Genomic DNA, 24,220 nt, shown 5'->3' on the forward strand with positions numbered 1-24,220 from the left:
CATCCAAACCTACGAACAGCGCTATCTGCAGCAGCGGCTCAAGGGCGTGCAACGGCAAGCCAAACAACTGGGGCTGACGGTGTTCTCGCTCTCCCTGACCCACGCGCTCCATACTCAAACCCAGGAGGTTCATGGATAGGCGGACTTTCCAGGCGGCAGATCGAGTCACGTCCGCCTCCTTACGGCGGCGCACAACCGTCAGGATTTGTCGTACAGGTTCCAAGACGTCACTTCTCATCAGTAGGGTTTTTCTCGAACGTTTGACATGCTTTCGGCCATGGCCGTGCTAAAGTCACCGCACGATTTATGGCAACCATTGCAATCCTCGGCACGATGGACACTAAAGGCGAAGAACATGCCTTTGTCGCAAATCACATCAAACAACGCGGACATCAGGTGGTGGTCATCGATGTCGGCGCACTCGGCGAACCGATCCTCAAACCGGACATTACGCGGCGCGAAATCGCGGCGGCGGCCGGCGTGGACTTCGACGCGCTCGTGGCGCGGCGTGATCGCGGCGAGACGGTCGCAGCGATGTCGCAAGGCGCGCCGATTGCGTTAGCGCGCCTCGTCGCCGAGAAAAAAATCGACGGCGTTATTTCGCTGGGCGGCGGCGGTGGCACGGCCATCGGCACGGCGGCGATGCGCGCGCTGCCGGTTGGTTTTCCCAAGGTGATGGTCTCCACGCTCGCCAGCGGCGACACCGCGCAATACGTCGGCGTAAAAGATATTGTGATGTTCCCGAGCATTGTGGATGTCGCCGGATTGAACCGCATTTCGCGGTTGGTTTTCGCGCGCGCGGCTGGGGCGATTTGTGGAATGGTGGAGGCTGGAGTTCAATCTTCAGATTGTTTCCGTTCGCCAAAGCGCAAAGTTCCACCCGACAGCCTGAAGGCTGAACTCCAACCTGACGAAGACAAGCCGATCATCGTCGCCAGCATGTTTGGCAACACGACTGACTGCGTGCAGGCCGCGAAGAAAATTCTGGAGGCGGCGGGTTATGAGGTGCTGGTGTTTCACGCCACCGGCACTGGCGGTCGCACGATGGAGTCGCTCATCGAATCGGGGATGGTGGCCGGCGTATTGGACGTGACCACGACTGAATGGGCGGACGAATTGGTCGGCGGCATCCTCAGCGCCGGACCAACGCGACTGGAAGCCGCCGCCCGGCACGGCGTGCCCGCCATTGTTACGCCGGGCTGTCTCGACATGGTGAATTTTGGTCCGCCGGAAACGGTGCCGCCCAAATTCAAGGGCAGAATCTTTTATCAACACAACCCACAGGTGACCTTGATGCGAACGACGCCGGAAGAGTGCGCCCAACTCGGCAAGATCATCGCGGGAAAACTGAACGCTTCCCAAGGGCCGGTCACGGTCCTGATTCCGACCAAAGCCATCAGTGTCATCAGCGCGCCGGGACAAAAGTTTCACGATCCGGTCGCGGACCAGGCCTTGTTTGACGCGCTGAAAACAAATCTGCGGCGTGACATCGAGGTCATCGAAACGGAATGCGCGATCAACGATGCAGTTTTCGCGGAGACGTGCGCCAACACCCTGTTGGGGCTGATGACCCGGAGCAAACAGCCCGCCGCGCGTGGTTCTTGAAGCGGGTTGCTCGCTACCCTTTTTTAAACGGAAAGCTGATGAAGAGGCCGTAAGTCATCTTGTCGCCGGTGTTGCGCCCGGCCCAATTGGCGCTGACGTAAAACTGGTAGCGGCGACCCTCCTTGTCGGTCACTCCGACCCCGCCTTCGAGCATTTCGTTGCGCTCACGGACGCGAGGGGAGTAGTCCACCACGAAGCCATTAACCGTGACATCACGTCCCCAAAGCGATTCCTGGTTGCGATAGCCGAAGTTCATCGTGACGGATTTGATGGTCTGGTACACACCGGCAAAGCCCAGAATCTCTTGCGGCGCACCACGATTGAAGCAACGCCAGGCAAAATCGCCATAGACCCCGGTTCCCCAGGGGCCAACGGCTTTGCTCAACATCAAAGAGGGTTCAATCCCGGAAGCGCCCTTGCCCGGCGCGAAGGGATAGTTTCGATCGTAAGTTCCTTCAAGAATGCCTCCGAGTCGCAACGTAACGGTGGGCGCAGCCGGACACTCCACCTCGCGCTCGTTCACGCAACGGTAACGCGCACCGAAGGTCGTATCCATCAGGCCTTCGGTGGTGTCAGGTTGATGGTTGGGATCAAAAACCCGCGTGGCCGCTGACGTGTAACCCACCGTCAAATCCAACGCCACGTCGCGACTCGCGCCGTACTCCAGATTCATGGTCCCGTCATTGAGTTCGAAATCGTATTGGCCCATGTTTACCCGCGTGTTGCCCTTCCAATAATGGGTGAAGCGCGAATAAACGTACCACGGCGTGACCACAAATTCGCCTGGCTCCGGCAGCCAGATCGCCCTTCCCACCGGTTGCGTGGCGAAGTTGTCGCCTGCGCGGCCTACCAAACTGGCCGCGCAGCAAATAAGAAAGGCCACATAGACCCTGTACTTCATGCCCGTTAAGAATTGCTCACTCTGGATTCGCTCAGTCAGCCGCTGCATTAAGCAAACCTGAGGCGCTTTCGTCAAGAAATCAGTAGTCGAGCCTGGCGACACCTTGACCGCGCAAAACTGAATTCCGATCACGACGCACTTCGCGCATTTTCGAAAGTTCCTACCAAAGCAGGTTGAGGACTGACACTACGCGGACAATTCTCACTCCAGGCTTTTCAACGCCGACTTTTGCACCGGGATTGTTTTGAAGCGGCGAGTGAGGTTGGTCAGCGATTCTTCCACGGCGAGGCGCTCCAGACTCGAAGCGCCCACAAAGCCAACGGCGTCGGTGTGTTCGTTGATGTAGCCCGCGTCTTCCGGTGTCGCAATCGGGCCGCCGTGGGACATGAAAATAATGTCCTTCCGCACTTTGCGGGCGCCGTTGATGATGTTCTGAACCCGTTTGACCGCTTCATCCATCTTGATGGCTGCGCCTTTCACACCGATCGAACCGCCGACCGTCGTTCCGACGTGGGCGATGATGGCGTCCGCGCCCGCCTTCGCCATCGAAGCGGCTTCCTCTGGTGTGCCAACATAGACAATGGTGAAAAGATCCATCTTCCGGGCCAGCGCGACCATTTCAAATTCCTTCTTCACGCTCATGCCAGTTTCTTCAAGGATTTGGCGGAATTGTCCATCCACGATGCAGTGCGTGGGAAAATTGTTCACGCCGCTGAAGCCCATGTCTTTCACTTGCAGCAGCCAGTGCCACATCCGCCGGCGCGGGTCGGTGGCATGGACACCGCAGATGACGGGAATTTCTTCCACGATGGGCAGCACTTCATGTTCGCCGATCTCCATCGCCACGGCGTTGGCGTCGCCGTAGGCCATCAACCCGGCGGTCGAGCCGTGACCCGCCATCCGAAAGCGCCCGGAGTTGTAGATGATGATGAGGTCGGCGCCGCCGCGCTCGATGAATTTCGCCGAGATGCCCGTGCCCGCGCCGGCGGCAATGATCGGCTGACCTTTTTTCAAGGTGACGCGGAGACGTTCGACAACTTCCTTGCGCGTGTAGGGATTTCCTTTTCCAGTCCAGGGGTTGGGCATAGTTCAGTTTCGTTGTTAAGAATTGCGGGGCATTTTGGATTTGGCGGTCTTGAAATGCAACCAGTTAGAACAGGGTGGTCCGTGATGCGTAACGCTTGCTGTGTGGACGAGCATAAAACCGCGGCTTGATCAACCCTGGCTTTGCCCTGACTGCGGGCATCTCCCGCACTCGCCATTTTTCACTTTCACTCCCGCGGAGTTCAGGCTATTAACCGTGTCACTCTACTAGCGAAAAATCGATTTATGCCGCGCATTCTGGTGGTGGACGATGATGATACTTTCCGCGATACCCTCGAGGTCGTCTTGAAGCGCGCCGGTCACGAAGTCCTCACGGCGCGCGACGGCAAGGAAGCCGTCAACGTCTACCGCCAGCAACCCGCCGACCTTGTCCTCACGGACCTGATCATGCCCAACCAGGAAGGCGTCGAAACCATCGTCGAACTGCGACGAGATTATCCCGGTATAAAAATCATCGCCATGTCGGGGGGCGGTCGCGTGGACGCCAAAGAGCATCTGGCCATCGCGGAACAATGCGGGGCCAGACGCACTCTGACCAAACCCTTCACGCTCGACCAAATCCTGACTGCCATCAGGGAAGTGCTGGGAGAAAGTTGAGCAATCGGAGTAAAGCGAAATCGCCCAGCTTGTACGGAGGAGCGGCTTTGATCCTCCGGTCTGAAGCAACTATTTCTTCTTTCCGCTCTGCTTCCCTTCCAATGCTGCTTGCGCCGCGGCCAGCCGCGCGATCGGCACTCGAAACGGCGAGCAACTCACATAGTTCAGACCGATCCGATGACAAAACTTCACGCTGTCGGGGTCGCCGCCGTGTTCACCACAAATGCCGAGCTTGATGTCGGGCCGGGTCTTGCGCCCAAGTTCACACGCCATTTGCATCAACTTGCCCACGCCGCTCTGGTCCACGCTGGCAAATGGATTCTTCTTCACGATTTCCAATTCCTGATACGCGCCCAGGAATGAACCGGAGTCATCGCGGCTCATGCCCAGAGTTGTTTGTGTCAGATCGTTCGTGCCGAAGCTGAAGAATTGCGCGTCCTTGGCGATCTCGTCCGCAATCAACGCCGCGCGCGGAATCTCAATCATCGTGCCTACCAGATAATTGAATTTCGCCTTCTTCTCCTTCGCCACTTCCGCTGCGACGCGATGCACGATCTCCAGTTGCACTTGTAGTTCTTTCGGAAAGCCGACGAGCGGGATCATGATTTCCGGTTTTACCTTGATGCCCTTCTTGCGCACCTCGGCGGCGGCCTCGAACACCGCGCGCGCCTGCATCTCGCTGATTTCAGGATAAACGATGCCCAGCCGGCAGCCGCGATGACCCAGCATCGGGTTGAACTCGTGCAAGTCGTGCACGCGCTTGGAAATCTTGTCCACGTTCAAACCCAGTTTCTGCGCCAAAAGATTCTGCGCCCCGTGATCGTGCGGAAGAAACTCGTGCAGCGGCGGATCGAGAAAGCGGATCGTCGCCGGCAATCCATTCAATGCTTCGAACATCCCGATGAAATCCTCCCGCTGATACGGCAGCAACTTGGCCAGCGCGGCTTTGCGGTCATCGGTCTTCTCGGACAGGATCATCTCGCGCATGGCGTCAATGCGGTCGCCTTCAAAGAACATGTGTTCGGTGCGGCACAGGCCGATGCCCGACGCGCCAAACGACACGGCGTTGGCCGTCTGCTCCGGCGTGTCGGCGTTGGTGCGAACGGACAGTCGTGTGACCTTGCTACACCACTTCATCAACTGCGCGTAGTTCTGATAGGTCTGGCTTTCGCCGGGTTTGAGCGACTTTTCCAACAGCACCTGGATGATTTCTGACGCGGCGGTCTTGACCTGCCCCGCATAAACTTCACCCGCCGTGCCGTCGATGGAAAGATCATCGCCTTCGTTGAACGTCTGCCCGCCGGCTTCCATCGTCTTGGCGTTGTAATCCACATGCACGGCGCTCGCGCCGCAGACGCAGACTTTGCCCATTTGCCGCGCGACCAGCGCCGCGTGCGAACTGACCCCGCCGCGCGCCGTGAGAATGCCCTCCGCCGCAATCATCCCGCGCAAATCTTCCGGTGAAGTCTCCACGCGCACCAACAAGACCTTTTGGCCCGCGTGCGCTGCTTCCACCGCGCGCTCGGCGTTGAAATAAATCTTTCCCGACGCCGCGCCCGGCCCGGCGGGCAACCCGCGCGCAATCACCTTCGCTGACTTGATGGCAGCGCGGTCGAACACCGGCGCGAGCACTTGGTCCAATTGCTCGGCGGGAACGCGCGTGATGGCCGTCCGCCAGTCGATGAGTTTTTCCTTCACCATTTCAACCGCGATCCGCACCGCGGCCAGGCCGGTGCGCTTGCCATTGCGGGTCTGAAGCATGAACAATTCACCATTCTCAATCGTGAACTCGAAATCCTGCATGTCCTTGAAATGCGACTCCAAGGTTTTGCGCACCCGTTCCAGTTCCGCGTGCGCGTGCGGCATCTGGTCTTTGAGTTTCGCCACCGGTTCCGGCGTGCGCACGCCGGCCACCACGTCTTCGCCCTGCGCGTTCATCAAGAATTCGCCGTAGAAAACTTTTTCGCCCGACGCCGGATCGCGCGTAAACGCCACGCCCGATCCGGATTGCTCGCCGGTGTTGCCGAAGACCATCGCCTGCACGTTGACCGCCGTGCCCCATTCCGACGGGATGTTGTACTTGCGACGATAAACAATCGCACGGTCGTTCATCCACGAGCCGAACACCGCGCCCGCCGCGCCCATGAGTTGTTGCCAGGGATCGGTCGGGAATTCCTTGCCCGTGCGCTCCTTGACCAGCGCCTTGAAACGCTTGACCAACTCCTTCAAACCGTCGGCATTGATGCGTGTGTCCTCGACGTGCTTCTTGCCGGGGAACAATTCTTCCTTGAGCTTTTCGATGACCATTTCAAACGGATCGTGGTCTTCACTCGGACGCTTCTGCACACCCATCACTACGTCGCCATACATCTGGATGAACCGGCGATAACAATCCCACGCGAAACGCGGGTTGCCGCTGGCGCGTTCCAACGCCAGCACCGTTTGATCGTTCAACCCCAGATTCAAAATCGTGTCCATCATGCCGGGCATGGAATCGCGCGCGCCGGAGCGGACGGCGACGAGCAACGGCCGTTCGAGATCGCCGAATTTCTTGTTCAGAATGCGTTCCATGTTGGCGATGCCGGCTTCCATTTGCGGAACGAGCGCCTTCGGATAAGTGCGCTTGTTGGCGTAATAGTAAGTGCAGACCTCGGTCGTGATCGTGAAGCCGGGCGGTACGGGCAGACCGATGCGCGTCATCTCGGCCAGATTCGCGCCCTTGCCGCCGAGCAGCGGTTTCATCGAGCCATTGCCGTCGGCCATTTTATTTCCGAAAAGGTAAACGTATTTCTTCGCTTTGGGTGTTTTGGCCATAAATAATCAGTGCAATCGAGTTAACCCGAAAACTTTCGGGGTTGGGAATTTCCGCGAAAATCGAGGCGCGAGACTAACAAAGGTCAAACGCGTGTCAACGGCTGAGTGCGAAACAAACCGTGATCGGCTTTCGACGGCGAAGCTCCGGACACGAGTTTCAAGAATCCACGCGAATTGTTCCAGTCAAGAACAAGCGCAAAAGCTACGAGGAACTTTTTCGTTCCACTGGTCCGCTGGAAAGGAAAGCGCAGACGAACCCAATCCGCTTCGCCGCCTCACTTGCCTGCCAACGACTTGCCTTGGCGACGGATGATGCCTGCGAGTGCGCGCAACGAATCGTTCACCGCCTCGGCATTGGGGAATACTTTTGCCACGTCCGCTTCGAGCACAACCACATTCGCGCCTTCGGCATAACGCCGGGCATACTTGCCGCGAATGCCGCCGGAAAAATCATATTGGCCCCGCATTTCCCGCTCGGTTGCCTTGTTATTTGCCTTCTTCATAGCTCTTTCGTTCTCGCCGGCTCGCTCGCCGGGCGCTGATGATGCGGATATTATCACCCCGTTCCGTATGCACGACAACTAGCAATTTCCGCTGGTGCGAATGTCCCAGCAGAATAAAACGGTCTTCCGCTTGCGAGTGTGTCGGATCGGGAATGGTCAGCGAAAGCGGGTCGCCGAACACGGTGCTCGCTTCTTCAAAGCTGACGTCGTGCTTTGCCAGATTGCCCTTGGCCTTGTTTGCGTCCCATTCAAACCTCAGCGGCATGACCTCAGTCTGGACGGGTTCCTTTCTCAAAGCCAAGCTGGAATTGTTCCAACAACTTCAATCCTCCTCTACCGCGCGGCGAGTCGCTTGTGTGACGAGGTCGCGTTCTCATGCGGCGATCAATTCTCCCTGCTTTCTAGACTTTCATATCTTCATATCAGGATACATTGATTTTTTACTTGCAACCAATGAATACAGGCTTACTGTCATGCCCGTGAGTCAAGACTTGGGCCAGCAAACCAACCGTGCCGCGCAACTGGAACGCCTGTTGCGCGAACGCATCGTCATCCTCGACGGCGCGATGGGCACGACCATCCGCGATTATGGCTTGACCGAAAACGACGTTCGCGGGGCGCGCTTTGCGGATGCCAGGAAGGACCTCAAGAACAACGGTGATCTCTTCTCGCTCACGCGACCGGATGTGATTGGCGACATTCACCGGCGATTTCTCGAAGCCGGGGCGGACATCATCGAGACGAACACGTTTTCCGCGACGAGCATCGGCCAGAGCGAATTCTTCGTGGACGACCCGCGTGAACGCGGCGGGCGCAAAGACCCGGCGTTTTATCAGGGAGTGATTGAAAACAAATTCCTCAACGATCTTGCCTGGGAAATCAACGAGCAATCCGCCCGGCTGAGCCGCGACTGGGCCGACCGCATCGCGAACCAGACCGGCCGGCCGCGCTTCGTCGCCGGCGCAATCGGGCCGCTGACGGTTGCGTTGTCCAATTCGCCCGACAGCGACGATGCAGGTTTTCGCGTCTGCACGTTTGATCAGGTCAAGGCGGCTTACGCAAACCAGGTTCGCGCGCTCATATCCGGCGGCGCGGACCTCTTGCTCGTCGAAACGATTTTTGATGCGCTCAACGCCAAGGCCGCGCTCGTGGCGATTCAGGAAGTCTTCGAACGGGACGGCAAGGTTTTGCCGATCGTGATTTCCGCCGCCGTCGGGCGCGGTGGCGAGACGATCATCTCCGCGCAAACCGTCGAGGCGTTCTGGAACGCGGTGAGGCACGTAAACCCGATGGCGGTCGGCTTGAACTGTTCACTTGGCCCGGATTTGATCAGGCCGCACCTGGCGGAACTGGCGGAGAAGTCGAACGTCGCCATCTCCTGCTACCCGAACGCGGGGTTGCCAAATCCGCTCTCGCCGACGGGTTTTGATCTGAAGCCCGAAGACATGGCGAAATATCTCGGTGAATTTGCGCAAAGCGGTTTGCTGAACATCGCCGGCGGTTGCTGCGGCAACACGCCGGAACACATTGCGGCCATCGCGAAGGCGCTTGAAGGCAGGCATCCAAGGGAGTTTGCGGGAGCGCAGCCGCCCGCGGCTGCCGCTGACCGCGCCCTCGCGGTCAGCATCGAGCGGGTGGAACCGTCCCATACGTCCGAGGTTTTCGACGAGGGCATCGAAAACAGCGAGCGAGGGCGGGCGCGCTCCCCGGATGTTTCCCGCGAGGCGCGGGAAGCTGCGCCCGAGGCGGGCGCGCTCCAGGTAACAATTCCGCCCCTCCCTCTCCGCCTCTCTGGTTCACAGCCGTTCACGCAACAGGTTGGTCAGTTCATTGTGATCGGCGAACGCACCAACGTCGCCGGCTCGCCGAAGTTTGCCAAGCTCATCAAGGAAAATAAATTCGAGGAGGCCGTCGCCATCGCGCGACAGCAGGTAGAGAACGGCGCGAACATCATCGATGTGTGCATGGACGAGGCGATGATTGACGGCGTCGCGGCGATGACGCGCTTTCTGCTGCTGCTGGCGAGCGAGCCTGAAGTCGCCAAGTCTCCCATCATGGTGGACTCGTCGAAATGGGAAGTGCTTGAGGCCGGCCTGAAATGCCTTCAAGGCAAGGGCATTGTGAATTCCATTTCGCTCAAGGAAGGCGAAGCGAAATTTACTGAACAGGCGCACAAGGTCTTGCAATACGGCGCTGCGGTGGTGGTGATGGCGTTCGACGAACGCGGCCAGGCCGATACGTTGGAGCGCAAGATTTCGATCTGCAAACGTTGCTACGATTTGCTGACGCAGGAAATTGGTTTTCCACCCGAAGACATCATTTTCGATCCTAACGTGCTGACCGTCGGCACGGGCATCGAGGAACACGCGAACTACGCCGTCGATTTCATCCGCGCGACGAAATGGATCAAGGAGAACCTGCCGCACGCCAAGGTCAGCGGCGGCATCAGCAACGTGAGCTTCAGCTTCCGCGGCAATAACACTGTGCGCGAAGCGATGCACAGCGCGTTCTTGTATCACGCGATTCGCGCCGGACTCGACATGGGCATCGTCAACGCCGGGATGCTGGAAGTTTATGAAGAGATTGGGCCGGAGTTGAAGGAGCTGGTCGAAGACGTATTGCTGAACCGCCGTCCTGACGCGACGGAGCGTTTGGTGGCGTTCGGCGAAAAGCTCAAAGCCGTCAGCGCCGGAACAACGAATGCCGATAAAAAGGTCGAGGAAGAATGGCGCAAGGGCACGGTCGAGGAACGAATCTCCCACGCGCTGGTGAAGGGCATCGACGCTTTCATTGAAGCCGACACCGAGGAAGCGCGCGCGAAATACAGCAAGCCGCTCTCGGTCATTGAGGGACCGTTGATGGCCGGCATGAGCGTCGTCGGCGATTTGTTTGGCGCATTCAAGATGTTTTTGCCACAGGTTGTGAAATCCGCGCGCGTGATGAAAAAAGCGGTGGCGTACCTCACGCCGTTCATGGAGGCCGAGAAAGCTGCGATGGCGGCACGTGGCGAGGCTGTAAAGGCGCAAGGCCGCATCGTCATGGCCACGGTTAGGGGTGACGTACATGACATCGGGAAAAACATTGTCGGCGTCGTGCTCGGTTGTAACAACTACGAAGTCATCGACCTCGGGGTCATGGTGCCGTGCGAGAAAATTCTCCAGACGGCGAGGGAGAAAAATGTGGACCTGATCGGTCTGAGCGGACTCATCACACCGTCGCTCGATGAGATGGTCCACGTGGCTAGGGAAATGGACCGGCAAGGGTTTACTGTTCCGCTGCTGATCGGCGGGGCGACCACGAGCAAGGCCCACACCTCGGTGAAAATCGCCCCTGCTTACGGCGAGGCCGTGGTTCACGTGCTGGATGCTTCGCGCGCCGTCGGCGTGGTAGGCAAATTGATCAATCCGCAACTCAAACCGGCATTTGTTCAAACCCTTCGCACGGATTACGAGAAACTCCGCCAACAACACGCTGGCCAGCGGACCAAATTGATTTCCATCGAAGAAGCCCGCCAACGCGCGCCCAAACTGGATTACAGCGACCTGCCCAAACCGGAGTTCATCGGCGTGCGCGCGCTCTCGACAGACGACGCCTCACGCCTCACGCCTCACGCCTCACGTATCGCCCTCTCCGACCTCGTCCCGTTCATCGATTGGTCGCCGTTCTTTCACACTTGGGAATTGCGCGGACGTTACCCGGCGATACTGAGCCACGAAAAACACGGCGAAGAAGCGCGCAAACTTTTTGCCGACGCGCAAAAGCTGCTCGACGCAATCGTGAGCAACAAGTCGCTGACCGCCCGGGCAGTTTATGGCTTTTTCCCAGCGAATTCCGTCGGCGATGACGTGGAGCTTTACACCGATGAATCTCGGACCAAGGTGCTGACAACGTTTCATTTCTTGCGCCAGCAAATTGAAAAACCCGACGGCCAGCCAAACTATTGTCTGGCGGATTTTGTTGCGCCGAAAGTCTCTCAACCTTCAACTCTCAAGTCTCAACTCGCCGACCATCTCGGCGCCTTCGCCGTTACGAGCGGGCACGGATTGAAGGAGCTCGTGGAGAAATTCAAAGCCGACCACGATGATTACAATGTCATCATGGCTGAAGCACTGGCCGACCGTCTGGCTGAGGCGTTCGCGGAGTACTTGCACAAACGCGTTCGCGAAGAATGGGGTTACGGCAAAACCGAGATTCTCACCAGCGAGCAACTGCTTGATGAACAGTACCGCGGCATCCGTCCGGCGGCGGGCTATCCCGCGTGTCCCGACCACACTGAGAAGGGCAGACTTTGGGATTTACTCGATGCGGAGAAGCACACCGGCATCAAGCTGACTGAAAGTTTCGCCATGTGGCCCGGCAGCAGCGTGAGCGGACTTTACTTTGCCCATCCAGAATCGAAATATTTCGCCGTGGGTAAAATTGATCGCGACCAGATGCTCGATTACCATCTGCGTAAAGGGATGACGTTGCTGGAAGTCGAGAAGTGGCTGGGACCGTATTTGAATTACGAGCCGCTCCCAGCGACACTGCAAAGCGGGAAAAGGGCCTGCACGTGCGGCTTGCCACATTGAACCGAAAGGCTTATTGTCCGGTCATGGTTATCGTCCGATTCGACGACAGCGAAACCGAGAATAAGGCGCTCGATTACCTCATCGGCCGATTCTCCTTCAAAACGTGGGACAACGGCGACCTGATGCTCCCCGAAGGAGCTTTGGGCCGGGTGGCTGCGCAAGGCATTTCTTTCCGCGTGAAAGGACGGGCGACCTATGAGCACTACCTACCGACGCTAGGAAATCCTGCTGCCGCGCCGGTTTAATAATGGTCAGCGGATTCCGCGACGATTGCTGACGGACACGGTGATAGAATTGCGGGAGCGGTTCGGCGGGGTTTCCTGCGAAACTCAAATCATTCAGGGAGAGTGGGAGGAGGAAGGCGAGGTTACCGAGACAAACTGGTGCGCGTGTTCATAGCCCGACTTGGCGGATTCAACCTGTGGTTCAACTTTTTTCGTGACACAAGGGCTTGATTTGCTGAGGAGGCCAGTCTCCGAAAGGACAAAACTGCCTGTAGTGAAGACCTAGGAAATGCGTGCGCTGACTTTCAAGCACTTGCGCATTTTACTCCCTCGAATCCGCCAAGTCGGGTTATTCTGCGGTTTCAAAACTTGAACAAGCGCGCGGGATTTTCGTTTGCGCTTAGATAGCGCCCGTCTTCATGCACGCCTTCTAAATTTCCGTTCGCCCACTTCCACAGCCGATACAGCGTGGCGAAAACAAAATCCGGCGCCGCCCCACCCTGACCGCCTACCAGTTCGCCACCGCGCCTCACGTTGTCGATCATCCACGCCGGCAACGAGAGATGATACGGATTCCGCTTCACCTCGCCAACGTGAAATGTGAGCGCCGTGATAAGGTCGGCGACGTCCTGCGTGCTCGACTCGACCATAAGGTTCGGCGTTTGCATCTGGCCCCAGAACTCGGTTTCGACTGCGTAACAAGCAAAGTTTGCGGGCAAACTTTTCAAAGCGTCCATCACCAGAAAATGCGTGCCGATATGAGAGCTGTTCGAGTCGAGTTCGTGCGGGAAGAAAATCACCCGGGGTTGCTGCGCGATCAAAATATCGGCGATGACTTTCACCGATTGCGCCCAATGGGCTGGTTCGTGTTCGCGCGTCTTGATGTTCACTTTTTCCAAACCATTCGTCGTCGTCGTCAGCAGCTTGAAGCCGATGCAGTCGCAGCAATTCTTCAAGTCCTGCAATCGCTCCGCTTGGCGCGTCTTGTTGCTGCCCAGTGTCACGGCCACGTTAATGACATTCCACTTCGCTTCGCGCAACAGGCGCAGCGCCAGTCCGCCGATGATGACCTCGTCATCCGGGTGCGGCGAGAAGATCAAGGCCTTGGGCGCGTCCAGCGGAATTTGCGGTCGCGGCGACGGCGGAAAACTTCCGAGCGGATAACTTTTTCCCTCTTTGGCAAAGCGGGCGTATTCAGAAACGAGATGTTGGTATGGGTTCATTGGGAATTATGGCTGTCTGATGATCGGCAAACTCGCAGCAGCGACCGCTTGCCCGTGACGTTTCTCCTTTTCTTCAGGTAGGTGGAACGCCACGCGACTGGTCAACTCAGGAAATTCAAGTCGCAAGACTTCCTTTGCGCTCTCGATGATAATGTCGCCGCCATGTCCTGAAGTTACACGGCCCAGAATCAGCACGTGTTTGAACTCATAAAAGTCAGCGTAGTGCGCGAGCCCGTAGCCGAGGTAGGTACCGATGGTCTGGTAAATCTTTCGGGCGCGGCCATCGCCTTGCTGCATGAGGCTTTGAACGTGTTTCAGTTGTTCCGGCAAAGGCATCGCCGCATCGACTTCAATTCCGGCCGCGGGGATCAGCCGCCCGACCGCCTGCTGGGAAAAATATTGCACGCCGCAACCGCGGTCGCCGGACCATTCGTCCACCGGCGCGGTCGGGCCGTAGTCGATTGGCGCGAACGCCAGTTCGTTAAGCCTCGAGGTGATGTTGCCGTCGGGCGTGACGTAGCCCGCGGCCTGACTCGAACCCATCGCGATGCCCAGCACCGCATTTTGTCCGATCGCCATCGAGCCGGCCAGCGCGGTGACTTCGCCATCATTGACGACTTCGAACGGGATGCCGCCCCACGCCTTTTGCAGTTCCAGGAAAATGTCCGTGATGCGGGGATTGAAAAGTTCCCTCGGCACGCCGCGAAAGAGTGAAGCGACTTTCACCCGGTTGTTGACCAGGATCCCGGCGGAACTTCCGCCGATCGAATCGACGCGCGGCAGATGCGCCGCGGCGCGTTTGAGTGAATCCATGATTTGATCGAAATGCCACTGCGGGTCCATCTGCGGTACTGGATTCCAAAGCACCTCCTCGCTGAAGACCGGTTTGCCTTCGATGATGGCGGCGACTTTGCGGTCGCTGGCGCCGAGGTCGAAGCCGATGCGGCACCCGTCCCAGTGGCCACCCAGCGGGATGGTGTTGGCTCGCGCGGGCGGGATGTCCGCAGCATTGCTTGTAACGACTTCTAGCGGCCGTCCGTAAACTTTTTCTCCCAGCAAATTCGAATCGAATCTGCCCGTCGAGGTTTCGAAAAAATGTTTTTGCAACTGGTCGCCCAGCGATTTTGGCCCGGCCAAGTAAATCCGGAAACCGCCGCGCGACCAGAGCAGAAATTTCACCAGACGTTCTAGGTAAAAACAATTGCCAACGGCTTGTGGATGATTTTCGGGAAAAATCTCCGTCACAAAATGGCCGGTTGAACCGTCGGCTTGTTCCAGGGCGAGTCGAACTGGCACGGGAGTTTTGGAGGCTCGCACCGCTTCTCGAAAGGCACGGTTGGCCAGCACTGCGGGACGGAAAGCCGCATCCAGCACCGGAGTAATTCGCGGAGAAACGAGCTCAAGGCCGTGGTTATGATTCATGCAGCGGGCGTGGTTGTAATTCAGAATGAAACCTGGTTCAAGCGTCCAAATGTTCACCAAAATCCCTACGAACAGCCTTGACCGAGACCCAAAAAATGAATTTCATCACCTCCTCAAAAGTCTTTAATGCAGACGCGTCTGTTTGGTTGCTGTTGATCTTATGAAAATACGATTGGTCGGATTCCTCTATGGCCTGCTCGCGGCAGGAGTTGTCCTGGGTTGCTTGATTAGCTCCCGTGCGGCGGAAGAACGGGCCGGCAAACGCGTCCTGGTCGTGACGGTGACGAAGGGTTTCCGGCACAGTTCCATTCCCACGGCGGAAAAAGTCATTGGCGAGCTGGCCGCCAAGAGCCGCGCGTTCACGGTCGATTACGTCCGGAATGATCAAGACATGGCCGAGAAAATGACGCCCGCGGCATTGAAGAATTACGACGGCTTCATCTTCGCCAACACTACCGGCATTTTGCCGCTGCCGGACAAGCAGGTGTTTTTGGACGCGATCAAAGGCGGGAAGGGGTTCGTGGCCATGCATTCCGGCAGCGATACGTTTCACGGTACGAACGGGATTGATCCCTACACTGAAATGCTCGGTGGCGAGTTCGAGACACACCATGCGCAGGTTGGCGTGGAATGTCTGGTGCAAGACACGAAGCATCCGGCCACGCGCCACTTCGGAGAATCCTTCAAGGTGAAACAGGAAGAAATCTATCTGATCAAAAATTACAGTCCGACCAAAGTTCACGAACTGCTCGTTCTCGACAAACATCCAAACGACAAGACTCCGGGCCATTTCCCCATTTCCTGGTGCAAGGAATACGGGAAGGGCAGAGTTTTCTACACTTCGCTCGGTCATCGGGAGGATATCTGGGACGCCGATCCCGACTTGAAAGGCCGCATCAATCCGGTTGAAGTGAGCGAGGCGTATCAGAAGCAGATCCTCGGCGGCATCAAATGGGCGCTTGGCCTTGAACCCGGCGACGCCACTCCGCAGGCAAAGTGACCTCGTCGTCTCATGCTCAACAAAGACAGATTCGCAAACAACCATTCAACATGAAAAAAACTCTCGCACTCCTTTCACTCGGCGCTTTGCTCGCGTCATCTTCTTTCGTCTTGGCCGCTGACGAAGCCGGTTTCAAACCGCTCTTCAATGGCAAAGATCTCACCGGCTGGAAACTTCGCCGTCCCGACGGCCATCAAAGCTGGAGCGTTCTGTCGGGCGGCGTGCTCAAGAACACCGTCAATAAGGGCGAACACGGCACCGATCTGGTTACCGAAGAAAAATTCCGGGACTTTACCGTCCGTTACGAATTCATGGTGCCGGATGGCTCGAACAGCGGCTTCTACCTGCGCGGTCGTCACGAAATTCAAATCCTTGGCGATTACAAGACCGGCAAGACGGCACTGGGCGGTAATGGCGCCATCTATAATTTCAAAGCACCGGATAAGTTCGCGTCCAAGCCTGGTGGTGAGTGGCAGACGGTCGAAGCTACGATAATCGGCGACAAGATCACCGTCACTCTCAACGGCGTCAAAATCCACGACAACGTCGAGTGCCGCAAGCCCACCGGCAGCCAGATTGACGACAAGGTCGATGAGCCCGGACCGATTTTCCTGCAAGGCGACCACGGCACGGTCAGTTTCCGCAACCTCAGGATCAAGATTTTGAAATAATCAAAGCTGGCGGACGGGCACGCCGTCCGTAGAATGAAACCCGAATGAAGAAGCAAGACAGCCTCACCGAACAAAACCGGCGCGATTTCATCAAGGGCAGTTCGCTCGCCACACTGATGATGTTGATGGGCGGGGTTCCCCTCCGCGCGGAAGACAAACCCAAGACCGAAGAGGGGACGACTTACAAGACGACTGGCGCGCCATTGAACTGCGCCATGATCGGCTGTGGTGTTTGGGGCCGCGAACTGTTGAAGGAACTGTCCCGGCTGCCCAATGCGCCAGTCGTGGCCATTTGCGACAGCTACGAACCGTTCCTGCGCCGTTCAAAGGAGTCAGCGCCGAAAGCCGAGACGTTCGCCGATTACCACAAACTCTTGGAGAAAAAGGAAGTGCAGGGAGTTTTCGTGGCCACTCCGTCGCATCTTCACAAGGACATCGTCATTGATGCATTACAGGCCGGCAAGCATGTCTATTGTGAAGCGCCGCTGGCCACCACGGTTGAGGATGCCCGCGCCATTGCGCAAGCCGCTCAAGCCGCCGGCAAATTGCATTTTCAAGTCGGCCAGCAACTGCGCTCGGACCCGCAGCGTCATTTTCTCCTCCAATTTGTCCGCACTGGCGCGATGGGCAAGACCGCCATGGCCCGCGCCCAATGGCACAAGAAACAAAGCTGGCGGCGCACGTCATCCAATTCAGAACAGGAAAAATTGATGAACTGGCGTCTGAGCCGGGCAACTTCGCCCGGATTGATCGGCGAGATCGGACTTCATCAATTGGACATGGCGTCCTGGTTCATCAACGCGCACCCGGTGTCGACCACCGGCTTCGGCGGCCTCATCAAGTGGAACGACGGACGCGATGTGCCGGACACCGTTCAAGTGGTCGTCGAGTATCCCGGCGACGTGCGGCTGACCTACGACTGCACGCTGGCGAATTCCTTCGATGCCGAGTACGAGATGTATTACGGCACGGACGCCGCGCTGATGATTCGCGACAGCAAGGCGTGGATGTTTAAGGAAGTGGATTCACCGCTGCTCGGCTGGGAGGTTTATGCGCGGAAGGACACGTTCTACAAAGAGAATGGCATTGCGCTCGTCGCCAACGCCACCAAACTCAAGGACCTGGGCAAGAAAGCGACCGAAGATGCCGGCCCGGCTGAGGAGACTCCATTGCATTTTGCGCTGGAAGCTTTCATCAGCAGCAGCACCGCCATCAGCACTGCCGTGGAGGATTTTGCCTCCACGTATGATGTGTCCGACAAGAAGGCCTTGGCCGAATACCTGGCTGGGATCAAGAAGACACTTATGCTGGATAAACCGTGGGCCGGCTACAAAGAAGGTCTCGAAGCCACCGTCACCGCCCTCAAAGCCAACGAAGCCATCCTCAAAGGGCAGAAGGTGACATTTCAGAAAGAGTGGTTTGAACTCGGTTGACGTGCCGCCAACTCCACAAAACAATTTTTATGAAAACGAATTACTTACGGTTCACACGCAACTTCACCGCCGCCTTGTTGATGTTGGCCGCTGCCGTTCAGGCTGCGGACAACTGGACGCGTTACGACGCCCAACCCACCGGCAGCAAGGTGAAAATCGAAGGCACCTCCACCATTCACGATTGGACGATGGATGGGCAGATCATCGGCGGTTACGTGGAACTCGATCCTGCCTTCGACGCGTCGCCCAAGCCGGGTAAAGTCGGCGCCCGCGCGCAAGTGATGATTCCCGTGCGCTCGCTCAAGAGCGGCAAGGCGTCCATGGACTCAGTCATGCAACAGGCCATGAAGCAGGACGTCCATCCCAAGATCGAATATCGCCTCACGGAAATGTCGCTCAAGGAAGCGCCCAAGTCGCCGGATGGACCGTATCAATTCGACACTAAGGGTGACCTGATCGTTGCTGGTGTCACGAACAAGATTGCGATGTTGGTCACGATGGAGCGCGCCGAGAAAACCAAGTTGAAATTCAGCGGCTCAACTCCGATCAAGATGACCGATTACGGCGTCACGCCCCCGGCTCCCAAGATCGGCCTGGGTTTGATCAAGACCGGGAACGACGTGAAGATCAGCTTTGAATGGATCACTTCACAGCGCGCCGCGACAGCGAAGTAAAATCGTTCGCGGCAGGTAGGGTGTGACCTCCGGGCGCGCCGTTCTGGATCTGGTCTTTGTTGAGAAATAATGCCAGGGTCAGATTTGGCCGCCGTTTCCGCAAGGCTTCAAAGATGAATTGATTTTCCGCGCTGGAAACATATCTTCGCGCTCAACAAAACAAGCTTACATCATCCATGATCGCGCCATCACCCAAAAACGAAAAGAAGCGCCTCAAAATCCTCTGGCAATACGAATTGCTCGACACGATGCCCGAGGAAGCGTTCGACGACCTCACCGCGCTGGCCGCGCACATTTGTGAAGCGCCCATCGCTTTGATCAGCCTTGTGGACGAAAACCGCCAGTGGTTCAAATCCAAGGTCGGCATCAGCGTCAACGAAACCTCGCGCGATGTTTCCTTCTGTGCGCACGCCATCTTGCAGACCGACTTGTTCATCATTCCCGACGCGCTCAAGGACAAACGCTTCGCCGATAATCCGCTGGTGACTTCCGAGCCAAAAATTCGTTTTTATGCCGGTGCGCCCTTGATTACGCCCGACGGTCATGCCCTCGGCACACTTTGTGTGATCGATAAAATCCCTCGCGATTTGAGGCCGCAACAGAAGCAGGCGTTGCGCGTCCTTGCGCGGCACGTGACTACTCAACTCGAACTGCGTCGTCATTCCATGGAACTTGTCCGCGCTGGAGAGGAACGCGCCAAAATCGAACGCGATCTGCAGAAGGTGCGTTCCGATTTGATGAAAGCCCACCGCGAACTCGCAAGGTACGAGGCCCGCCTCAACAAAACGAAACGCCAAACCGCAAGGAAATCGGGCCGATGAGCGATTGCCGCGACGAGTATTCCTCTCCGGGACAGATTAAGAATGGCCTGACCGTGCTGGCGCACAAGCTGGCAGAATTGGCAGAGTAAATTTCGCGTGACCACGATTTAGCGAAAGCGATGCGAGGATGGCCAGGCAGCGAACTGAAACAATGAAAGAATTGCCTGACTTCAACCAACGCGGTGATCTGCCCGAGGGCATCCACGCGGCGACGCTTGAAGCTGTTCTCGCTCGTTTCGGTAAATCCCCGCGCCGCGCGGTCATCGCCCGGCGGCTGGAACGAATTCACGCGCTGGCCCGATCCACGGGGCATCTAGCGCGGTTTATCGTCTTCGGTTCGTTCATCACGGGCAAACCTGAGCCTAACGACGTTGACATTTTTCTGCTGATGGACGATTCATTTGACGTGCGACAAGTTTCAACCGAAGCCCGTCTGGTGTTCGATCACGCCGTCGCGCAGAATCTCCTCGGCGCGAGCGTGTTTTGGATTCGCCGCGCCGCCGCGCTCGGCGGAGAGGAAGTGACTCTCTCCCACTGGCAGATCAAACGCGACGGCGGCAAACGTGGCATCGTGGAGGTAAAAACATGATCAGCAATGACCGGGAATTGGAAGTCACCCAGGCGCGCATCCGCCAGTTGGAGCAACAAGTCGCGCGGATTCGCCAGACGGCAACCGACAGCGAGAACTACCGTCTGTCCGCCGCTGGATTCCTTGCCGAGATAGACCGGATGAACCTGGAAGTGCGCGATTATCTTTGGTCGCTTCCCGTTGAACGCGCCGTCCCTGCGGCGTAGTTTCACTGCGCCGCACGTCTTGAAGTTGGAAAAGTAAAATCGCGCACTAACGACAATCCAAAATGTCTCCGGAAATGGAAATCAAGCCGGCGATTGATTCCAACGCAGCGCAAATACTGACGCTCGACGCATTAAGCTTCGTGACAAATCTCGTCCGCGAGTTTGAACCGACGCGCCAGAAACTTCTCGCCCGCCGCGTCGAACGGCAGACGGAAATTGATAACGGCGCGATGCCGGATTTTCTTGCGGCGACTAAGTCCATTCGCGACGACAAATCCTGGCGTGTCGCTCCGATTCCCGCTGACTTGCAGGATCGCCGCACGGAAATCACCGGGCCGGTGGATCGCAAGATGGTCATCAATGCGCTCAATTCCGGCGCGAAAGTTTTCATGGCCGACTTCGAGGACGCGACTTCGCCGACTTGGAAAAATATTATCGAAGGCCAGGCAAATCTCCGCGACGCGGTGCGCCGCACAATTTCGTTCAGCAATCCCGATGGCAAGCAATACAAGCTCAACGCGCAGACCGCGACGTTGCTCGTTCGTCCGCGCGGCTGGCATTTGCCGGAGAAGCACGTTCTCGTGGATGGCAAGCCGATTTCCGGCAGCCTGTTCGATTTCGGCCTGTATTTCTTTCACAACGCCGCCGAGTTGTTGAAGCGCGGCAGCGGCCCGTATTTTTATCTGCCGAAGATGGAGAGCCATCTCGAAGCGCGGCTTTGGAACGACGTTTTCAATTTCGCACAGGACGCGCTGAAGATTCCGCGCGGCTCGATTCGCGCGACGGTTTTGATCGAGACGATTCTCGCCACGTTCGAGACCGAGGAAATACTTTACGAGCTGCGCGAACATTCGGCGGGGCTGAATTGCGGGCGCTGGGATTACATTTTCAGCTTCATCAAAAAATTCCGCAACCGCCCCGGCTTCACGTTCCCCGACCGCACGCAGGTCACGATGACCTCGCCGTTCATGCGCGCGTATTGCCTGAACGTCATCAAGGTCTGTCATCGTCGCGGCGCGCACGCGATGGGCGGCATGGCGGCGCAGATTCCCATCAAGAGCGATCCGGCGGCGAACGAAGCCGCGCTTGCCCGCGTCCTCGCCGACAAGGAACGCGAAGCCGGCGACGGTCATGATGGCACATGGGTCGCGCATCCCGGCCTCGTGCCCGTCGCGCTGAAGGCGTTCGACAAACACATGCCGACCGCGAATCACATTTCCAAACAGCGCGACGACGTGAACGTGACCGCAAAAGATTTGCTCGCCGTCCCGACCGGCACGATCACCGAAGACGGCTTGCGCGGAAACATTCGTGTGGGCGTGCAATATCTCGAAGCGTGGCTCGGTGGCAATGGCTGCGTGCCGCTTTACAACCTGATGGAAGACGCCGCCACCGCCGAAATTTCCCGGGCGCAAATCTGGCAATGGCTCGCGCACAACGCCGAATTATCCGAGGCAGGCAGGCTGGAAGCCTGCCCCACTAGCCGCAAAATCACCACGCAGCTTTACGACGAGATTTTACCGCAGGAAATGGCGCGTATCGAAAGGGAGGTCGGAAGCGCGCGGTTCAAGGCCGGTAACTACGCCCGCGCCGCGAAGCTGTTCAGCGAAATGTCGAAAGCCAAAGAGTTCGCCGAGTTCTTGACGTTGCCGGCGTATGAGTTGTTAGACTAAGCTGAAGGTTAGCGATTCGAAAAGGACAGCTCCATCCGCGGGTACTTAGCCATCAGACGTTTCCGTATCGGCCTTTAGTCAGCGCGGTGAGGATCGTTACAGTCAACATCACAAAGGTGACGGGAAATACCCCGAATTCAAACAGTACAAACTGTGGCAACTCGAAATTTGGTCCATGATGCAGACTCATCGGTCCACAGAAGCCGTCGTAGCAATAGCAGAACATGACCACCCAAAGCAAAGCAGCCTGCGCACACAAGCCGAGCACAGTGAGCTGGGATGTCCGAGTCGGACAGCGATAACATAAAGTAGCAGTGACAACGCCTATCAACCCGATTGCCAATGCGAAAGCCCAAGAGTATGCGACCGCAAAACGAGTAGGACCCTGCATAAAGTCCTGAACTTCGGCGGGAGAACTGAGCTTGTAACTGACTGCAAAAAAGCGTGGGAGCATGCTTCCAACAATGAGAATGATATAACTCATCGCGACCGCCGATGCGGTTACAAGAATTGCTGAAGTGCGAGCATGCATATCCGTGATTTAACCTATAAGCAAGATGCGAACTTGCAACTTATCAAGTTTCATTGCTCAAAGATTTCCGCTCGAAAGGGTTAGGTTGTCCAGAAGATTACCGCCACGTTTCGCTCCAGCCCGATTTACTCGTGAGCTCTCAGCCGCTTTACGGGTGGCAACGGCCTCAAGGAGAAGACGCGGGTTTCACCGCCAGTGTTTTGAGCATGTCAGCCTCGACTTTGGAAAGTGTCTGGCCGGTTTGTTCGGCGCGGCCCGCGGCCATGCCGGTGGCGTACGCAGTGGCCGCCGACGTGCCGCTGACATAAAACGCCTGTCCGTTGAAGTAAACGATGCTGGAGCCGGGCGCGACGATATCGACGAAGCTGCCTCGGTTGGCGTAGCTGGCGATCTGGCCCTTGCGATCTCCCGCCGTCACGGCGACGACTTCCGGATACGCGGCCGGGTAGGTCGGCGTGGTGACGGGACTGTTGCCAGCGGCGGCAAAGAAGAGCACGCCTTGCTGAGAGGCGCTTTGAATGACGTTGTGCAGAAAGGTGCTGTCGCCGCCGCTGCCGAGGCTGAGGTTGATCGGATTGGCGCCGGCGTTGACGGCCTGATAAATCCCATAGGCGACATCAAACGTGGTCGTCATCACATTTTTTCCGTAAACATCGACGGGAAGAATCTGGACGGAACTGCTGCCGCTGAGCATTCCATCCAGGCTGCGCAGAATGGTTTCGGCCATCGACGTTCCGTGGGTCGGCAGCCCCGAGTTCGATTGCGATTCACCAGCAACGGCGATCGATGGGAGGAGAAAGGCATCGAGTCCGCCACCCAGCGACTGCACCTGCGTATCGATCAGGCCGACGATGAGACGGCCGGTGTCGCCGGGCACCCTCGGCTTTAATTGAATCGGAGGTGAGGAACTGGCCAGCACCTGTTCGGCGGGCGCGGGGCGTTCGATGGGATAGTTGTAATCCACCTGGGCGACGTCCGGATTGTTGGCGAGCGATTCGCGCGCGGCCTGGGCGGCGGCTTCGTTTTCAAACTGGAGACGGTACGCGTGAAGACCGTCGATGCGGCCGATGACTTTGGCACCGAGCAGACGGGCGAGGTCGTCGATGCTCATCTTCGAGCCGGGCTTCATCGCCACGATCAGTTCGTTGGGGATTGGTTTGGCAGAGCCGGACGCGGTAGTCTTGGCGGGGACACGGACGAGTTGCGTGGCTTCCTGCAACGAAGTGCTGAAGACAAACAGCCGCGGGCTGCCGTTGGTCTGGGGTAGCAGCGCAAAATTCAAATTGCCCAGCAGCGAGCGGAGCGCATCGCCTTGCTGGAGATTCTTGAATGTGACTGAAGAGGTATGGGTCGTCCCGGGTTCGACATAAACCTGCCAGCCGGTGGCGGTGGTGATTTTTTGCAACAACTTTTCCAGGTCCCACGATTGGATTTCCGCGTCCACACGGTTTTCTTTTCCCCGCCAAGTGAGGGAATCGGCGGCGTGGACGAGGGGAGCAGTGACGAGTATGAAACCAAGGCAGGCCGCAGTGAAACCCACGCGTTGGAGTTCACGCTTTAGCGTGCTCCGGCAGCCTAAAGGCTGAACTCGAACATCCCGGGAGGCCGCAATTTGGTTTTCGTGGCGTAGGTTCATCGTCAATTGTTCGACAGTCGC

22 protein-coding genes are annotated in these 24,220 nt (G+C 57.5%); 13 read left to right on the forward strand and 9 right to left on the reverse strand.

What is annotated here, in order from left to right:
* Both HY298_10990 and HY298_10995 read left to right on the forward strand, forming a co-directional pair.
* A partial coding sequence (locus HY298_10990) for a hypothetical protein (protein ID MBI3850782.1) occupies positions 1-139 on the forward strand: 139 nt, incomplete at its 5' end.
* 167 nt (positions 140-306) lie between these two features.
* Positions 307-1,605, forward strand: a complete 1,299-nt coding sequence (locus HY298_10995) for a Tm-1-like ATP-binding domain-containing protein (protein MBI3850783.1) — start codon at positions 307-309, stop codon at positions 1,603-1,605.
* A gap of 13 nt (positions 1,606-1,618) precedes the next feature.
* Here HY298_10995 and HY298_11000 read toward each other — a convergent pair whose 3' ends face one another.
* Positions 1,619-2,506 carry a hypothetical protein gene (locus HY298_11000; protein MBI3850784.1) on the reverse strand — a complete coding sequence of 296 codons (888 nt, stop codon included), beginning with the start codon at positions 2,504-2,506 and terminating at the stop codon, positions 1,619-1,621.
* A gap of 201 nt (positions 2,507-2,707) precedes the next feature.
* Positions 2,708-3,592, reverse strand: a complete 885-nt coding sequence (locus tag HY298_11005) for a phosphoenolpyruvate hydrolase family protein (protein MBI3850785.1) — start codon at positions 3,590-3,592, stop codon at positions 2,708-2,710.
* Positions 3,593-3,835: 243 nt separating this feature from the next.
* On the opposite strand from HY298_11005, the gene HY298_11010 reads away from it, so the two are divergent.
* Positions 3,836-4,207: a response regulator gene (locus HY298_11010; protein MBI3850786.1), complete on the forward strand. Its 372-nt coding sequence runs from the start codon at positions 3,836-3,838 to the stop codon at positions 4,205-4,207.
* A gap of 69 nt (positions 4,208-4,276) precedes the next feature.
* Here HY298_11010 and HY298_11015 read toward each other — a convergent pair whose 3' ends face one another.
* From HY298_11015 to HY298_11025, 3 genes are all read right to left on the reverse strand, one after another.
* Positions 4,277-7,021 (reverse strand): pyruvate, phosphate dikinase, encoded by a 2,745-nt coding sequence (locus HY298_11015; GenBank protein ID MBI3850787.1) that lies wholly within the window; start codon positions 7,019-7,021, stop codon positions 4,277-4,279.
* A 275-nt stretch (positions 7,022-7,296) separates the two neighbouring features.
* A complete protein-coding gene (locus HY298_11020; protein MBI3850788.1) occupies positions 7,297-7,524 on the reverse strand; it encodes a hypothetical protein in 228 nt (75 codons plus the stop codon).
* The gene (locus HY298_11025; GenBank protein ID MBI3850789.1) at positions 7,508-7,789 is read right to left on the reverse strand and encodes a BrnT family toxin; all 282 of its coding nucleotides are present in this window, start codon (positions 7,787-7,789) and stop codon (positions 7,508-7,510) included. The genes HY298_11020 and HY298_11025 overlap by 17 nt, the downstream gene beginning before the upstream one ends.
* Before the next feature lie 1,216 nt (positions 7,790-9,005).
* Here HY298_11025 and metH point away from each other — a divergent pair.
* Together metH and HY298_11035 are read left to right on the forward strand one after the other, a co-directional pair.
* Positions 9,006-12,095 carry a methionine synthase gene (gene metH, locus HY298_11030; GenBank protein MBI3850790.1) on the forward strand — a complete coding sequence of 1,030 codons (3,090 nt, stop codon included), beginning with the start codon at positions 9,006-9,008 and terminating at the stop codon, positions 12,093-12,095.
* A 23-nt stretch (positions 12,096-12,118) separates the two neighbouring features.
* Positions 12,119-12,340 (forward strand): hypothetical protein, encoded by a 222-nt coding sequence (locus HY298_11035; protein ID MBI3850791.1) that lies wholly within the window; start codon positions 12,119-12,121, stop codon positions 12,338-12,340.
* A gap of 341 nt (positions 12,341-12,681) precedes the next feature.
* Here the strand turns inward: HY298_11035 and HY298_11040 are convergent, their stop codons facing one another.
* Both HY298_11040 and HY298_11045 read right to left on the reverse strand, forming a co-directional pair.
* A complete protein-coding gene (locus tag HY298_11040; GenBank protein ID MBI3850792.1) occupies positions 12,682-13,542 on the reverse strand; it encodes a PIG-L family deacetylase in 861 nt (286 codons plus the stop codon).
* Between the two features lie 6 nt (positions 13,543-13,548).
* Entirely contained in the window at positions 13,549-14,964 is a 1,416-nt protein-coding gene (locus tag HY298_11045) for an ROK family protein (GenBank protein ID MBI3850793.1), read from the reverse strand.
* Positions 14,965-15,124: 160 nt separating this feature from the next.
* Between HY298_11045 and HY298_11050 the strand changes: the two genes are divergently transcribed.
* From HY298_11050 to aceB, 8 genes are all read left to right on the forward strand, one after another.
* Positions 15,125-15,964, forward strand: a complete 840-nt coding sequence (locus tag HY298_11050; protein ID MBI3850794.1) for a ThuA domain-containing protein — start codon at positions 15,125-15,127, stop codon at positions 15,962-15,964.
* A gap of 50 nt (positions 15,965-16,014) precedes the next feature.
* Entirely contained in the window at positions 16,015-16,635 is a 621-nt protein-coding gene (locus HY298_11055) for a DUF1080 domain-containing protein (protein MBI3850795.1), read from the forward strand.
* Between the two features lie 44 nt (positions 16,636-16,679).
* Entirely contained in the window at positions 16,680-18,068 is a 1,389-nt protein-coding gene (locus tag HY298_11060) for a Gfo/Idh/MocA family oxidoreductase (protein ID MBI3850796.1), read from the forward strand.
* Positions 18,069-18,097: 29 nt separating this feature from the next.
* The gene (locus HY298_11065; GenBank protein MBI3850797.1) at positions 18,098-18,742 is read left to right on the forward strand and encodes a YceI family protein; all 645 of its coding nucleotides are present in this window, start codon (positions 18,098-18,100) and stop codon (positions 18,740-18,742) included.
* Between the two features lie 176 nt (positions 18,743-18,918).
* Positions 18,919-19,563, forward strand: a complete 645-nt coding sequence (locus tag HY298_11070; protein MBI3850798.1) for a GAF domain-containing protein — start codon at positions 18,919-18,921, stop codon at positions 19,561-19,563.
* A 151-nt stretch (positions 19,564-19,714) separates the two neighbouring features.
* Complete coding sequence (locus HY298_11075; protein MBI3850799.1) at positions 19,715-20,152, forward strand: hypothetical protein; 438 nt, start codon at positions 19,715-19,717, stop codon at positions 20,150-20,152.
* Positions 20,149-20,358, forward strand: a complete 210-nt coding sequence (locus HY298_11080; GenBank protein MBI3850800.1) for a hypothetical protein — start codon at positions 20,149-20,151, stop codon at positions 20,356-20,358. The genes HY298_11075 and HY298_11080 overlap by 4 nt, the downstream gene beginning before the upstream one ends.
* A 62-nt stretch (positions 20,359-20,420) precedes the next feature.
* Entirely contained in the window at positions 20,421-22,031 is a 1,611-nt protein-coding gene (aceB, locus tag HY298_11085) for a malate synthase A (GenBank protein MBI3850801.1), read from the forward strand.
* Positions 22,032-22,083: 52 nt separating this feature from the next.
* Here the strand turns inward: aceB and HY298_11090 are convergent, their stop codons facing one another.
* Both HY298_11090 and HY298_11095 read right to left on the reverse strand, forming a co-directional pair.
* The gene (locus tag HY298_11090) at positions 22,084-22,563 is read right to left on the reverse strand and encodes a hypothetical protein (protein ID MBI3850802.1); all 480 of its coding nucleotides are present in this window, start codon (positions 22,561-22,563) and stop codon (positions 22,084-22,086) included.
* Positions 22,564-22,729: 166 nt separating this feature from the next.
* Complete coding sequence (locus tag HY298_11095; protein ID MBI3850803.1) at positions 22,730-24,103, reverse strand: S8 family serine peptidase; 1,374 nt, start codon at positions 24,101-24,103, stop codon at positions 22,730-22,732.
* Between the last annotated feature and the right edge of the window lie 117 nt (positions 24,104-24,220).

The sequence above is a fragment of the Verrucomicrobiota bacterium genome (assembly GCA_016200005.1).
Lineage (GTDB): Bacteria > Verrucomicrobiota > Verrucomicrobiia > Limisphaerales > PALSA-1396 > PALSA-1396.

What these genes read in the sequence shown, in the direction of transcription:
- HY298_11075 (MBI3850799.1), top strand. Translation starts at nt 19,715, where the DNA reads ATGAAAGAATTGCCTGACTTCAACCAACGCGGTGATCTGCCCGAGGGC.
- HY298_11000 (MBI3850784.1), bottom strand. Translation starts at nt 2,506, where the DNA reads ATGAAGTACAGGGTCTATGTGGCCTTTCTTATTTGCTGCGCGGCCAGT.
- HY298_11025 (MBI3850789.1), bottom strand. Translation starts at nt 7,789, where the DNA reads ATGCCGCTGAGGTTTGAATGGGACGCAAACAAGGCCAAGGGCAATCTG.
- HY298_11015 (MBI3850787.1), bottom strand. Translation starts at nt 7,021, where the DNA reads ATGGCCAAAACACCCAAAGCGAAGAAATACGTTTACCTTTTCGGAAAT.
- HY298_11050 (MBI3850794.1), top strand. Translation starts at nt 15,125, where the DNA reads ATGAAAATACGATTGGTCGGATTCCTCTATGGCCTGCTCGCGGCAGGA.
- HY298_11080 (MBI3850800.1), top strand. Translation starts at nt 20,149, where the DNA reads ATGATCAGCAATGACCGGGAATTGGAAGTCACCCAGGCGCGCATCCGC.
- HY298_11060 (MBI3850796.1), top strand. Translation starts at nt 16,680, where the DNA reads ATGAAGAAGCAAGACAGCCTCACCGAACAAAACCGGCGCGATTTCATC.
- HY298_11070 (MBI3850798.1), top strand. Translation starts at nt 18,919, where the DNA reads ATGATCGCGCCATCACCCAAAAACGAAAAGAAGCGCCTCAAAATCCTC.
- HY298_11055 (MBI3850795.1), top strand. Translation starts at nt 16,015, where the DNA reads ATGAAAAAAACTCTCGCACTCCTTTCACTCGGCGCTTTGCTCGCGTCA.
- HY298_10995 (MBI3850783.1), top strand. Translation starts at nt 307, where the DNA reads ATGGCAACCATTGCAATCCTCGGCACGATGGACACTAAAGGCGAAGAA.
- aceB (MBI3850801.1), top strand. Translation starts at nt 20,421, where the DNA reads ATGTCTCCGGAAATGGAAATCAAGCCGGCGATTGATTCCAACGCAGCG.
- HY298_11045 (MBI3850793.1), bottom strand. Translation starts at nt 14,964, where the DNA reads ATGAATCATAACCACGGCCTTGAGCTCGTTTCTCCGCGAATTACTCCG.
- HY298_11065 (MBI3850797.1), top strand. Translation starts at nt 18,098, where the DNA reads ATGAAAACGAATTACTTACGGTTCACACGCAACTTCACCGCCGCCTTG.
- HY298_11010 (MBI3850786.1), top strand. Translation starts at nt 3,836, where the DNA reads ATGCCGCGCATTCTGGTGGTGGACGATGATGATACTTTCCGCGATACC.
- HY298_11020 (MBI3850788.1), bottom strand. Translation starts at nt 7,524, where the DNA reads ATGAAGAAGGCAAATAACAAGGCAACCGAGCGGGAAATGCGGGGCCAA.
- HY298_11005 (MBI3850785.1), bottom strand. Translation starts at nt 3,592, where the DNA reads ATGCCCAACCCCTGGACTGGAAAAGGAAATCCCTACACGCGCAAGGAA.
- HY298_11090 (MBI3850802.1), bottom strand. Translation starts at nt 22,563, where the DNA reads ATGCATGCTCGCACTTCAGCAATTCTTGTAACCGCATCGGCGGTCGCG.
- HY298_11040 (MBI3850792.1), bottom strand. Translation starts at nt 13,542, where the DNA reads ATGAACCCATACCAACATCTCGTTTCTGAATACGCCCGCTTTGCCAAA.
- HY298_11035 (MBI3850791.1), top strand. Translation starts at nt 12,119, where the DNA reads ATGGTTATCGTCCGATTCGACGACAGCGAAACCGAGAATAAGGCGCTC.